The organism is Nostoc sp. (assembly GCF_036919575.1).
In the GTDB taxonomy this organism is placed as follows: Bacteria; Cyanobacteriota; Cyanobacteriia; order Cyanobacteriales; family Nostocaceae; genus Nostoc.
In genome coordinates, this window is sequence record NZ_JBALBY010000095.1 from 113,031 (window position 1) to 126,344 (window position 13,314).

Genomic DNA, 13,314 nt, shown 5'->3' on the forward strand with positions numbered 1-13,314 from the left:
CTTCTTTACTCATTTCCAGATAGTAGCCAGAAAAGAGTCACCTATTACAGTTGCGGTACATACTCCTGCTTCTCAGGTACTTCAGCGTACTCAGCCAGAATCTGGCGGAATTCTTCGCCGTCAATGGTTTCTTTTTCGATGAGCAGATCGACTAAGCGATCGGTGACAGTGCGATGATCGCGGATCAGCTTCTTAGCATTGTCGTAGCACTGTTCAACAATTTCCCGAACTTGTCCATCAATGCGCGAGGCAATGGATTCGGAATACTCAGATCGGGTTGTCCAGTCACGACCCAAAAAGACTTCTCCCTGTTGGCTTTCTAAGGAAAGTGGGCCTAAGTTTGACATCCCGAACCGCGTCACCATTTGCCGTGCCATTCCCGACAACTGTTGTAAGTCTCCACCTGCACCAGTGGTAACTTCCGCAGCCCCAAAAATCACCTCTTCGGCAGCGCGACCGCCCAAAGCACCAGTAATTCGAGCTTTTAACTGAGAACGAGAAATTAATCCCTGTTCTTCATTGGGAGTAAACCAAGTTAAACCCTGTGCTTGTCCTCGTGGGATCAGCGTGACTTTCTGTACTGGGTCATGGTCTTTTAACAAAGTCCCAACTAAGGCGTGTCCGATTTCGTGGTATGCAATTAAGCGCTTGCTCTTGCTATCCACTAAAGGAGTACCTTCCATCCCAGCGACTACCCGATCCACCGCATCATCAATTTCGCGGAGGGTGATCGCTTCTTTGCGTCTTCTAGCAGTGAGAATTGCCGCTTCGTTGAGTAAATTGGCTAAGTCAGCACCAGTGAATCCAGGAGTGCGGCGAGCGATCGCATCCAAAGATACGCTAGTGTCTAGTTTCTTATTCCGCGCATGGACTTGCAAGATTTCCAAACGCCCTTTGATATCGGGTGGATCGACTGTTACTTGGCGGTCAAAGCGACCAGGACGCAACAAGGCTGAGTCGAGTACGTCGGGACGGTTGGTGGCAGCAATAATAATAATGCCTGTATTACCTTCAAACCCGTCCATTTCGGTGAGCAATTGGTTGAGGGTTTGCTCTCTCTCGTCGTTACCGCCACCGATACCAGCACCCCGTTGGCGTCCAACGGCGTCGATTTCATCGATGAAGATGATGCAGGGGGCGTTGTCTTTAGCTTTCTTGAACAAATCGCGGACGCGGGATGCACCCACACCAACGAACATTTCCACGAATTCCGAACCGGAAATACTGAAGAAAGGTACGCCTGCTTCGCCAGCGATCGCTTTTGCTAGTAAAGTTTTACCAGTTCCAGGAGGTCCAACTAACAGCACTCCCTTGGGAATGCGTGCGCCTACTGCGGTAAATCTTTCTGGCTGTTTGAGGAAGGTGACGACTTCTTGCAATTCTTCCTTAGCTTCTTCGATTCCGGCTACGTCGTCAAATTTGACCCCGGTTTTTGCCTCCATTTGGAAACGCGCTTTGGATTTGCCGAAGTTCATCGCTTGACCTGGCCCGCCGGGGAGGTTGCTAGAACGCCGGAACAAAAAGAACAGCCCAGTAATCAATAAAACTGGAAATATGAGATTGCCCAACAATCCCCAAATTGCGCCATCATTCCGCATGGGGTGAGCATCAAAACTAATGTCTTTTTCTTTGAGCTTGGTGATTAACTCAGGAGCGTTAATAGGCAAATCCACCCGCCATCTTTGGACACGGTTTTCGATGTCTGGATCGCGAGCTTCTATAATTGCTGTCCTACCGCCTTCGTACAGATCTACGCTGGTGACGCGATCGCCGTCCAAGTATTCTAGAAAGCGACCATAAGTCATGCGGGTATTAGCTGTATTCTTACTCGCGTCAACAGGAGCGCCTGCAAAGGCTCCTTGCCAGAAGAAAAAGCCAATTACCAAAGCCGGCAATGTCCAGAGTACTAGGACTTTCCAGGAGAATTTCATGTTAATTTGCCTCTAGATGCCTATACAACTCATCAGCCTTAGCAACCGAATGTTGATCACTCTGTCACTTTAAGCTGTTAAACGGATGTTTATAAATCCATTTTGTTTAATTTGATCTCTTATATGCACTCCCATAGAGCGATCGGCGCATTATGGCGATGCCAAGAAGAATCTTAATCAAAGTTAACTTAATTTTAATACAGCTTGGATTAACCAGCAGAGAATTTGTAGATAACTTTGAGAGAGAAGCCGCCCAAATCGCCATTGCAAGCCAGAAACCAGGCTTGTCAAAAATTCATTACCATAGCAATTCGGAATCATTTGTGAAAAAATACTGTTATCAGATAGAAGTAACTTTGGTAACAAGTACTTAAGTGTGGCGATGTGGATTTAATCATGGGGAAATTTTGTCAAAAGTAGCCTGGATAAACGTGAAATCACGCGAGCGATCGCCAGGTTTAAAGTTGTGTTTTCTACCCCGATTTTCAGCATAATTTTAAGCCCTATTGCTTATTGACAAATTGTTCATGACCTTAAATTGTCACTTATGACCTTGGACTGTCGTCTTGCTTTCTAAAGATTTATTTTATAAATGGTCTCAAATACCCCCGAAGACGGATAAAATCGGCAATATCATAAAAAACTCCACGCCACTTGCGGGATGGAGTTTTTAGTCATTAGTCATTAGTCATTAGTCATTAGTCATTAGTACCAATGACCAATGACCAATGACTAATGACTAAAGCGGTGGGGCGGCTATCCCTCTACAGACACCTGGGGATGGAGTTTCCCGCCGCTTTCTATGAAGAGTGCTGAGTTCCGAGTGCCTCGGCTTATAGTTGAAAGACCGCCCACAAGGGGCAGGGTATCAACCTTCTCCCGATAAGAAGATTCGGCCTACTTTCTTGCTTGCGGGGCTTTTACCAAGTACAGAGCGTGCTGAGTACTTTTCTTCATTCAGCACTCAGGACTCAGCACTCAGTATTGAGTTTGTAAAATAAAGGCTCTGCGATGAAAACTAATAGAATTTTCGTCATGTTGACGATTTGTCTGTTGTCAGTACTTGCCATTACGGGTATTTTTAAACCACACTTGGTCGCAGCCCAATCCAAAGCACAAACCTTATTTTCAAATAAATGTAGTAGTTTTGTTACAGGTACATATCTGACGACAATCTTTGACGCAAAGGGTCAATTGGCATCTCGTGGTGTGATTACACTTACGCCAGACGGTAACTTTTTTGTGATTGACTCGAATCAAGGCGGTGTAAAAGAAGCCTTCAACCCTTTCGGTGATACACAAGGTGCATATACCTGCACTGGCAACCAAGATATTAGCGCTACAGGAATAAACTTCGGTTTCTCAGGACCCGACGGAGCCAACGACATTGCTCGATCCGATATTCGTGCTACGTTTCATCGACTGACTCAGGCAGTAAAAGGGACAATTACGGTTCGTTCCTTTGCTCTAAACGCCAATCCATTAGAAGAGAAAGGCTCAGTTGTAGGGACGTTCCCATTTACAGGACAGCGTGTCAAAGCAAATTCAGCTTAACCTCAAAATGGGGTAGATATAGCGTAGCTGATATGAGGTACAAACTAAACCGTATTCCAGAGGTTGTCTCCATCTCCTCCTTTACCCCAATACCCTACTTAACTTCTGTAATTTGTAGAGTGTAAGGAAGATACTTGCCTTTTTCGTAAGAACCAACCCAAATTTGGTAAGTTCCAGCCAGCCATTCACCAACCATACCGGCATTTTTGCCATCAAAATCGTCATTGCACCAAGTACCACCGGGTCCCTTGATAATCATGGTGGTGTCTTCAGGACTTTGCACTTGCAGCTTCAGGTAGTCAAATTTACTTGTTAGCGCTAATGTGTGGTCTGGTGTTTCATCAACAAATCCAGTACAAGGACCAGTGGCTGTTTCACTCCTCCCGGCTACTTGACTCCCAGATATTGAACCACCACTCATCCCGCGAACTGTCAGGGGGTCTGGCGAAAACTGGGGGCCAATGGTGACATCTCCAAATATCGCTGGCGCTTCCTGAGCATCAGTGACAGCATTAACTGTCGATGTGATGCAGAGCGTAACTATCATGAATGATAATCTCATCACTCTATTGAGCGCTTTTGTTGGCATTGTAATTACGTTCGCCTCTAAGTGTCTTTGAAGACATGAATTTTACACACCAAGTTCCCAATGTGAGGAGAATTTACTACCTATTTTAGATTTGAAGTTGGGGATAATTCATTAGTAATTAGTGAATGATTTTTTGTTCCTATAGTTGCTCTACCTGATGAATAGGGGCGCACGTTTGTGCGCCCCTAAAATCTAAAATATTTCTAAAATCTGGAATTGACTTCTCCCACAGCTAAAAGCAGATGGGATTCTTGACACCTAGAACGGTGTGGGCTGAGTCAAACAGCCTCTACCCACTTGTACTAAAGTACTCGTGCTTACTTGAAAACAATGCTGTTAAGTGTTTCATCAACGTGGCATTTGACTATTAGATATAGTCTTGTTTTCTTTAATTATGGTAATCGCTAATTAGCTTCTGTTAACCAAATTCGGTGGGTTTAAGTCCCCCGCTAAAAAACTGAATTACGAATTACGAATTACGAATTACGAATTATTTAATGCCCGACTCAAGCGTGACTTATCTAAACCAATCTGATTTAGTAGTAACCAAGATTGGATCAAGTCGGGGCCATGAACATCTCCAGTTAAGGCTGCTCTGAGCGATCGCATCACTAAGCCTTTTTTGACTTTTTGCTCTTTCACCACTTGTTTAATAATCTCCTGGGCGGCGGCTTCTGACAGTTGCGGCTGGTTTTCCAAAGCTGTGACAATCCCCTCAAGGACAGCAGCAGAACCTTCTTGCTTCAGTTGTGTACTAGCTTCTTCGCTAAATTCAACTGTGTCGCTAAAAAACAGTTGGCTTTGAGGTACTGCATCTACCAGGCGAGTCAAACTCTGGCTAATTAAAGTTACTAGCTGTTCTAACCAGGGGCGTTCTCTTCCAGCATCAAATTTATACCCAGCCTTTTGCCAATAGGGTATGACTAAATCTGTGAGTTTATCTATCGGCGTCTTGTGGATATACTGACTGTTCAACCAATCCAGCTTGTCCCAGTCAAACTTTGCACCTGCTTTATTTACACGCTCAAAACCAAATTCTTTGGCTGCTGCTTCTAAGGTAAATATTTCTTGCGTCGAGTCTGGTGGCGACCAACCCAGCAATGTCATGTAATTCACCAAGCCTTCAGCAGTAAAGCCCATTTGCTGAAACTCAGAAATGGAAGTGACACCATCTCGTTTAGAAAGCTTGCGTCCTTCCGTGTTCAAAATCAGTGGCGTGTGAGCAAACTCTGGGATTTTTGCACCCATTGCTTCATACAGCAGAATTTGCTTGGCGGTGTTGGCGATGTGGTCTTCTCCCCGGATGACATGGGTGATTTGCATATCGATGTCATCCACCACAACGACAAAGTTGTATAAAGGTTGACCGCTACCATCTTCTGAGGCGCGGGCGATGACCATATCACCACCTAAATCGCTACCTCGCCAAGACATCTTCCCCCTTACTAAGTCATTCCAGACAATTTCCCGCCCATCTTCGATTTTAAAGCGAATCACAGAAGAGCGACCTTCTGCTTCAAATGCGGCGCGTTGTTCTGGCGTGAGGTTGCGGTGACGGTTGTCATAGCGAGGAGCTTCACCTCTAGCTTTTTGGGCTTCCCTGAGAGCCTCTAGTTCTTCGGAAGTGGTGTAGCAGCGATAGACTAATCCTTGATCTAGCAGTTTTTGTACTGCTTCTTTATAAAGATCCAGGCGTTGGGATTGGAAAAATGGCCCTTCATCCCAGTTAAGTCCTAGCCAGCGCAGTCCTTCCAGAATATTGTCGGTGTATTCGGGACGCGATCGCTCTAGGTCTGTGTCTTCAATTCGCACTATAAATTTCCCACCGTGGTGGCGGGCAAATAACCAGTTAAATACAGCCGTTCTAGCTGTACCAATATGTAAATTTCCGGTTGGACTCGGTGCAATACGGACTCTGACAGTCACAGTTAGTTCTCTCTTTCGCAAAGCATGATAAATCAAGAGTCAGAATTCAGAATTCAGAATTCAGAATACTCTACCCATAAAGGAATAGAGTTTTAAGGCGAGAATATTTTAATTTTTTTCGCCCACCATTCCACTCGCTTTTAACCAATATTCATCACCCATCCTACAGAATTCATACTGAATTCTGACTCCTGAGTTCTGAATTCTTCTTATAAATGTAACTTATATATGAAGTACCCCAACTTAGATTTGCTGAAAGTTGGCTCTCCAACCAAAACAAAACTAGGGACTAGAAATTTAGAACGGGACTGACGGGGCTCGAACCCGCAACTTCCGCCGTGACAGGGCGGTGCTCTAACCAATTGAACTACAGTCCCTTGTTTGGCAACTTTGCTATTATCGCCATTTATTTTCTACTTGTCAAGTGCTTTGGAGTTAGGAATTATTTTTGCCCCATCTCCCCAGCGTGGGTAGTTTACCGCCGTAGGCATCGCTCCTTGGAAGAAATTTTTCGTTAAATAGAGCCTGATAATACAACCTGGGGCTTTGATTCCAGATGCTGCAATATCCGGGATTGCATTTGTTTATACTGCTGCTTTAATAGCTGTTTGCTCAACTGGAGTTGAGAAGCGGGTGGTAAACTATGACTCTGTTCCACCCAGGTTTTCAACATTTGCCGTTGAGTTGGCTCGATGTAACTGCTGAGAACGTTAGTGCAAGAATGTGGTGCTTCTAGGGTAAAGAAAATCAAAGGGTAGCGCTCATTTTCAGCCAGGAAGCTTACCAGCCGAAGATTTTGGGGATTTTGCATATCTAAGTAGCACGGTAGCCACTTAGGAGCCAATTGCCGATTGTAGAGTACAGTCACCCACAACAGCATTGGGTGAGGGGATATCATGAAGATAAACTGGTTGTAACGTGTAGAGATGGCATAGTTTTTGATTTCTTGTTTAGGCAACATCAACCATAGCGCTGTCATAGATGCTTGTGCGATGTCTAGAAGCTGGGGAAAAACAATTTCTTGAATTGGTTTATTTTCGGGCCACAAAAGTTGCTGACAGCTTTGTTCTACTGTGATTGGTAATCCAGAATATAAGGAACGGCTAAGGATGGGACTAGAGCCTAAAATTATCGGTAAAGTGGGATAATTGGACTGTTCTAAACTGTTTAAAACTTCCAGAATTTCAGCGATATTTTGTGGGCGATCGCTTGCTTTTTTAGCAAGACAAGCCATGATTAGATTATTTAGCTTCTGAGGTAGTTGAAGAGTGGGTTTAACATCTGCGATCGCCTTTGGTTCTTCAAAGTGATGTGCTGTATACCAAGCACCAAAGTAATCAGTTTCTGGTTCCCAAGGTTTTTTGCCTGTGAGCATCTCAAACATCATCACGCCCAGGCTATAAATATCAGAGCGACTATCTAATTTTTCCCCATCTAGCTGTTCTGGAGAACAGTAGGGTAAAGTGCCATTAAATCCCCTGCTTGTACTAGCTGTTGATGTATAATTCAAAAATCTAGCAATACCAAAATCGAGAATTTTAACTAACTGACCTAATATCGGATCGGGAATAACTAATATATTGGCAGGCTTGATATCTCTATGAACTAACGGACAAATTTTGCCATCAATGTTAATACCTTGATGAGCGCACTGTAAGCCCAAACAAATTTGGCGAGAGAGAGTCAAAAACATGGGTAGAGGTAACGGAATTAACTCCTTTAAACTCTTACCGCTTAGATATTCCATAACGTAGTATGGTTTTCCTTTCTCATTCACACCATAATCATACGCCCGCACTATATGTATACTCTTTTGACTCAAAGCTGCACTCATTAAAGCTTCACGAGCAAAGTCTTGTTGCATCTTGGTATCGACAACAGTCTGAGTCAAAAACTTGATAGCAACTGGTATACCTCCTAACAGAATATCATTTGCTAAAAAAACTTCACCCATGCCACCGCTACCAATTAATTGGTTGAGTTGATAACGATTGGCAAGCAAGCCCGTACTACTTGGAGATGTAAATGGGCTTTGGTTCACTTTGATCACCTTTACTGCTGAGACGATTTAAAGTTAGCAATACACACATAAGAATATTATTAGGTAATGGTGGCAAGGATTTTGAACGCGGACTTTCAACGACGTAATAAAAGGTTAAAAAAAAACTCAAAAAATTTAGCCATCCATTTTTTTAGACTTTCTTTCTCAGTTTTTTGATCTGTGGCTAAGTTTCCTAAGATATCTAATTTCAGTTTTTCATACTCTGTTTTTAGAATATTTTTGGCTTGATTAGGCAAAATTATTTCATTTAACTTTTGACTCATATCTAAACAATCTATAAGTTGCTGTCGCTGGTTAGCCGTGAGGCTTAAAGTCGTTACATGAGAGCAACGGTTTGGATCTTCTAGGGCAAAAAGTAATAGATGATAGTAGCCTACTTCTGCTAAACTACGCACTATTTTCTGCCCTTTATTATCTTTCAAATCCAAAAAATAAGGTAGCCACTTAGTCAGAGAAGGCTGGGCATTGTATAGGACTGTAACCCATAATAACATCGGGTATACATTCATTTGACTAATAAACTCAGTGCCATGTATTTTATCCAAAAAGTTTGTAATTTCTTGTTTGGGCAACATTGCCCAAAAAGTTGGTATAGGTCTTTGGGAAGTATGTAGTAAATGGGGAAAACCAATTCGCCCAATTGGTTTATTTTTAGGCCAATTTTTTTGTAAACACTCTTGTTCTGATAATAATGTTGCAGGTACTAATTGGATGGGAATTAAGAGGTTAATAATGTCATTGTTATTGTTATAACTAACTTCATTAATCTGAATACTAACCTTTTCTAAATCTTCTAATATTTGGTTGATATTTTGAGGGCGATCGCTTACTTCTTTAGCTAAACAACTCATCAACATTTTTTCTAATATCTGTGGGATTTTGACTTGCGGATTCACTTGCTCAACTGTCGGTGGCATTTGAAAGCGATGCGCTTGATACCAAGTACCAAAGGAGTTGCTTTTTGTCTGAAATGGATGCTTTCCTGTTAGCATCTCAAACATTAGTACTCCCAAACTGTAAATGTCAGAGCGGACATCTAGCAATTTGCGCCCTTCCATATGTTCGGGAGAACAGTAAGGTAAACTACCAATAAAAGAATCTGTCAGGGTCATCCCACTGCGCTCTGTTAGAAATTTGGCAATACCAAAATCTAGGATTTTAATAATTTCTCCTTGTTTACTATCTTCACTAATGAATATATTCTCTGGTTTTATATCCCTGTGAACAACGGGAAAAATCTCTCCCTTGAGGCTGATACCTTGGTGGGCACATTGTAAGCCTAAACAAATTTGATTACAAATCTCCAAAAACTTCGATAATGTTAAAGGCTGAAGTTTAAGAATTTGTTTAAGATTTTTTCCTTGGAGGTATTCCATGACATAAAACGGCGTTTTATCCTCAGTAACTCCATAACTTAAAATGCGAACAATATGTTTACTTTTGCGACCCAATTGAGCGCCAATAAAAATCTCTCTAGCAAAGCGTTGGGACATTTGCTGGTTTACCAAACTGAGTGACAAGATTTTAATTGCGATCAGCATACCACCTTTAGCAGTATCTTCTGCTAAATAAACTCTACCCATCCCCCCTTTGCCAATCAAATCTCTGATTAAATAACGATTATTTAAAAATTGTCCAATGTAATCGTCTCTCTCTGCTTTTTGCCCTACCATATTCTGAATTTTAGTTTGTGGCGTAAGAATCATTTATAAAAAATATTGCTGCTAAAATACTTTAATAAGTCTAGCTAATTATTAAATTTAAATCTAAAAAATATCATAAATTTAAGAAAATTCATTATGTGCTGTAATCATAGTTAATCTCTCTGCAAAATTTCCTAAACATTCTATAACATATTTATTAATGAATACGGTTGAGAAATTACACGTAAACTACAAATAGGCTAGACAAAGTTGCCTAGTAGATTCCGTAAATACACAGGAATAAGCTTCAAATAAGTAAATAGCAGTAAAGGAGCGATGTCTACGACGGGCTGTTCGGTGACGCGCCTTCTTCTCCGTACAGCTAATGGCTGAAGTTCGGGAGTAAACGGTGTAATAATCTGATTAGTGGTGTTTCAATTTCAATTTTAAAGGCTAGTATCTGGGTGCGTTGCAGGGAGTTGAAATTGTTATCACTCACGAGAATTAGTGATTGCTGTCCATCGGGTAGTTTAGCTCCAATAGTTAAGCCTTCGATGTTGTCTAGTAGTATATCTAGGGTTCTCAAATCTAACAGCAGTTTTTTCTTAACTGGTTGAATATTCTTAGAGTGAACTGCTAAAAGGCTATCTACTTTATGAATATCATCTGCTCCTTCTAAAGAAACCTGAAACAGGGAAATAGCAAATCCTAAACCAGTAAAAGACCGTTCTAGACTCAGGAAGTGTCCTTGATTATCGAGAGCAAGTAAATCAGGTAATCCACTAGCGAATTTGCCAATCAGATTCAAAAATGGTGCAACTGGTTCAGTTTGATAAAGAAATTCTTTTTCTGGCTGGTTGTTGAGCAAGTTGTATTGCAAAATCCGGCAAGGACTACCGATGTTAGGTTTAGCTGCGACACCATCTTGAATTAGAGCATTTTCGGTAGCTGTGAATATATGCTTTTTATCGGGTGTGATGGTGAGGCTTTCAAAAGCCAAATTGTTGCGGATACCTTGTTTACTAGTTTTATCCGGCAAAAATTTGTTTGGTATAGGAAGTGTTTTAATTTCCCTTCCAGAAGATAGGGAGAACTCTTTAATAAAAGGATTAATTAATTTTCCAGCATCGCCTTCAGAAGAAATAAACACAGTCGCTTGATTGGTTAAGGCAATAGCTTCTGTATCAGTTTCACCAGGGCGAAATATTTGAGCATTTTCATTTAATAATGTAGTAACACTGACGGGAATAACTCCACCTTTTTGTAGTAAACCTTTGCTTAAGTCGATTTTCAGGGTGTAGAAACGGGCGGGAGCTTTTTGTCCACGGTCATCAGAAATAACATAATAAAGGTTGTTTTTTGCATCATAAGTAATTCCAGATAAACCTCCAACTTCAGTTTTTTTAAAGATTAAACCCTTCGGTAAAGTGGCTTCCCCGATAAATTCTATGCTACTAACTTCAACAGCATTTGAAAGTAAGTTTGTGAATAAGAAAATGAGAATTATAATCGGGATAAAGAAGTAAATAATTTGCGGGAATACGAAGATTTTTTTAATTAGTTGCATAGAATTTTTTTTGTTAAATCAAAAGGCGGTAGGGACGCACAACTATCATTAGTGTCAACTTAAGCCAAAGGCAGGCAAGATGCCCACCCTACAAGATTGGATAATTTATTTGTTGTCAGTCCCTAACTGTACTTAGGCTTACATAGCTAGGACTTACGCGCTCAAAACCTGAAACCTCGTTCGCGTAGCGTGCGCGAAGCGCACTCCCCCCTAACCCCCCGATAAATTGGGGGGATCTAAAAAGCCCCCTTTTTAAGGGGGTTGGGGGATCTCTTATGCGTAAGTCCTAATAGCCAAATTTACTAATGCCTAGTAATTTTTACGCTTGATCTAATATATTAAGAATAGTAAACATATATTGCTTTTTTTGAGGCTATAAGATTTCGATCAAGCGTAGGCGTAGCCCGTCGTAGACATCGCATATACAGCAAAGAAAAGGGCGATATGTACTACAGCTACCAGATGACGTTAGGTGAGGAAAGTTACGAGTGACATCATTGCTAAAAATTGCACAAACTGCTGACGAATCCCAGATTTGGGAATTTTTCCAGGAATCAATGGGGAAGTGGCGATCGCAACGACGCTACTACACCCTCCCAGAGGGAGAAACCAAGGAGATGGAGAGTATAGTTACGATCAATTTTCTAGAGCAGGGCTGCGATCAATTGCAAAAGCTAGCTCAAATGCATGATTTATCTGATACAGGTAGTTTGATCTGTGGTGCAGCAGTTACATGGGAAAGTACGGACGTGCCCAAGGCAAGGAAAGAGTCGCAAGGTTCAACGTTATTTGGGGTTGTGGGAAACATATTGTACCGCGATCGCGGTTTTGCCATATCCAAACCAGTCACCGCCCAGTATTATTTCTCCAACCCGAAAACACTGTTTTTGCGAACTGAGTACAGTGGTTCAGTGTTTGAGGAAGAGTTAAAGCTAATTGGCAGTAAATACCGCACCAGGCAAACCATTATTTCCCGTGCTGGTGAGCAGTTGATGATTGGTCAATATTTAGAAAAGAGGTGCGATTCGTTGCTTAGTGAATCACGGTAGCCAGTCCGTACATAACTAAGCCAACCCGACAGCAGATTACTGTCATTAAGGGTTGAACTCTCGGTCAGATGCAAGTGTAAGTCTTGCCATTCAGACTCAGAATTGACTCCTTATCTGCCCACACCGAACAAGCTCGGTTCTTGTAGAGTGAAGCTGGGAACAGGGCGCAATCAGACGACCGTTGCGGGTTGACACTGGCGCTAATAGGGAGTTCCTATGATGAAACAGAGCCTTGAAAAGCGACTTACTCTGTAGCAGGGCGCAACGCAAAATCCCTGACCGCACTGGAGTTCATTCCCGCCGAATTTTCGGTCAAGATAACGGCAAGAGTCCAGGGAATCTAGTGGTTGAATCGGCTACACCTAATGGAACAATCAATCTCTCCGAGGGAACGAATAAAAACGATTTGTGAGTCTTGGGGCAGTCGAACCCCAAGTAGGCTAGACGAGAAGCGGAACTCTCACAAGTCGGGTAGGACAGACCGTAACTGGTCTGAGGTGTTCAGAAAATACAAACTCCAGAAGAGAAAATGATTAGACACAGTAAACATACTAGTGAATCTTGGAAAGCCCTACCGTGGAAGAAATTCCGCCGAAATCTTTTCCGCCTTCAAAAGCGCGTATTTAAAGCGGTTCTTGTTGGAGACAAGCGGAAAGCACGGTTACTCCAAAAGCTTATTCTAAAATCCACCTCGGCTCGATTTCTTGCAATAAGACAAGTATCTCAGCTAAACGCTGGTAAAAAGACGGCTGGTATTGATGGTAAAAAATCCCTCTCATTTGAAGAACGCTTCAACCTGGAAGAACTACTGAAAAGGAACAGTGGAAACTGGAAGCATCAAGGATTACGGGAAATCCCTATCCCTAAAAAGGATGGGACTACCAGAATGTTAAAGATACCGACGGTGTATTCATATTGCACTTCGATTCAATGAAGTTTAGGGATATTCTCTTCTCTATGGTTATTCTCCACTAAATGCGCCGCGATTGGGTA

Annotated in this window: 9 protein-coding genes, 1 tRNA gene and 1 pseudogene; 4 read left to right on the forward strand and 7 right to left on the reverse strand. The window is 42.1% G+C overall.

All coding sequences use genetic code 11. The features are described from left to right. Positions 1-44 precede the first annotated feature (44 nt). The gene (gene ftsH2, locus V7K27_RS24525) at positions 45-1,931 is read right to left on the reverse strand and encodes an ATP-dependent zinc metalloprotease FtsH2 (RefSeq protein WP_334950751.1); all 1,887 of its coding nucleotides are present in this window, start codon (positions 1,929-1,931) and stop codon (positions 45-47) included. Between the two features lie 1,011 nt (positions 1,932-2,942). Here ftsH2 and V7K27_RS24530 point away from each other — a divergent pair. Then, positions 2,943-3,485 carry a hypothetical protein gene (locus V7K27_RS24530; RefSeq protein WP_334950752.1) on the forward strand — a complete coding sequence of 181 codons (543 nt, stop codon included), beginning with the start codon at positions 2,943-2,945 and terminating at the stop codon, positions 3,483-3,485. 94 nt (positions 3,486-3,579) lie between these two features. Here the strand turns inward: V7K27_RS24530 and V7K27_RS24535 are convergent, their stop codons facing one another. The 6 genes from V7K27_RS24535 to V7K27_RS24560 form a co-directional block, all read right to left on the reverse strand. Beyond that, positions 3,580-4,074 carry a hypothetical protein gene (locus V7K27_RS24535; RefSeq protein ID WP_334950753.1) on the reverse strand — a complete coding sequence of 165 codons (495 nt, stop codon included), beginning with the start codon at positions 4,072-4,074 and terminating at the stop codon, positions 3,580-3,582. 483 nt (positions 4,075-4,557) lie between these two features. Continuing rightward, positions 4,558-6,000 (reverse strand): glutamate--tRNA ligase, encoded by a 1,443-nt coding sequence (gene gltX, locus V7K27_RS24540; RefSeq protein ID WP_334950754.1) that lies wholly within the window; start codon positions 5,998-6,000, stop codon positions 4,558-4,560. 303 nt (positions 6,001-6,303) lie between these two features. Next, positions 6,304-6,377, reverse strand: a tRNA-Asp gene (locus V7K27_RS24545). A 137-nt stretch (positions 6,378-6,514) separates the two neighbouring features. Then, entirely contained in the window at positions 6,515-8,041 is a 1,527-nt protein-coding gene (locus tag V7K27_RS24550) for a serine/threonine protein kinase (protein ID WP_334950755.1), read from the reverse strand. A 95-nt stretch (positions 8,042-8,136) separates the two neighbouring features. Then, complete coding sequence (locus V7K27_RS24555) at positions 8,137-9,735, reverse strand: serine/threonine protein kinase (protein WP_334950756.1); 1,599 nt, start codon at positions 9,733-9,735, stop codon at positions 8,137-8,139. 352 nt (positions 9,736-10,087) lie between these two features. Then, positions 10,088-11,272, reverse strand: a complete 1,185-nt coding sequence (locus V7K27_RS24560) for an esterase-like activity of phytase family protein (RefSeq protein ID WP_334950758.1) — start codon at positions 11,270-11,272, stop codon at positions 10,088-10,090. Between the two features lie 488 nt (positions 11,273-11,760). Between V7K27_RS24560 and V7K27_RS24565 the strand changes: the two genes are divergently transcribed. The 3 genes and pseudogenes from V7K27_RS24565 to V7K27_RS24575 form a co-directional block, all read left to right on the forward strand. Next, positions 11,761-12,321: a phycobiliprotein lyase gene (locus V7K27_RS24565; RefSeq protein ID WP_334950759.1), complete on the forward strand. Its 561-nt coding sequence runs from the start codon at positions 11,761-11,763 to the stop codon at positions 12,319-12,321. Positions 12,322-12,553: 232 nt separating this feature from the next. Then, the gene (locus tag V7K27_RS24570) at positions 12,554-12,733 is read left to right on the forward strand and encodes a hypothetical protein (protein WP_334949171.1); all 180 of its coding nucleotides are present in this window, start codon (positions 12,554-12,556) and stop codon (positions 12,731-12,733) included. A gap of 117 nt (positions 12,734-12,850) precedes the next feature. Beyond that, positions 12,851-13,228: pseudogene (locus tag V7K27_RS24575) on the forward strand (reverse transcriptase N-terminal domain-containing protein); the annotation flags it as partial. Positions 13,229-13,314: the final 86 nt, after the last annotated feature.

Coding starts and splice junctions, on each gene's coding strand:
- V7K27_RS24535 (WP_334950753.1), bottom strand. CDS start 4,074: ATGCCAACAAAAGCGCTCAATAGAGTGATGAGATTATCATTCATGATA.
- V7K27_RS24530 (WP_334950752.1), top strand. CDS start 2,943: ATGAAAACTAATAGAATTTTCGTCATGTTGACGATTTGTCTGTTGTCA.
- V7K27_RS24560 (WP_334950758.1), bottom strand. CDS start 11,272: ATGCAACTAATTAAAAAAATCTTCGTATTCCCGCAAATTATTTACTTC.
- ftsH2 (WP_334950751.1), bottom strand. CDS start 1,931: ATGAAATTCTCCTGGAAAGTCCTAGTACTCTGGACATTGCCGGCTTTG.
- V7K27_RS24555 (WP_334950756.1), bottom strand. CDS start 9,735: ATGGTAGGGCAAAAAGCAGAGAGAGACGATTACATTGGACAATTTTTA.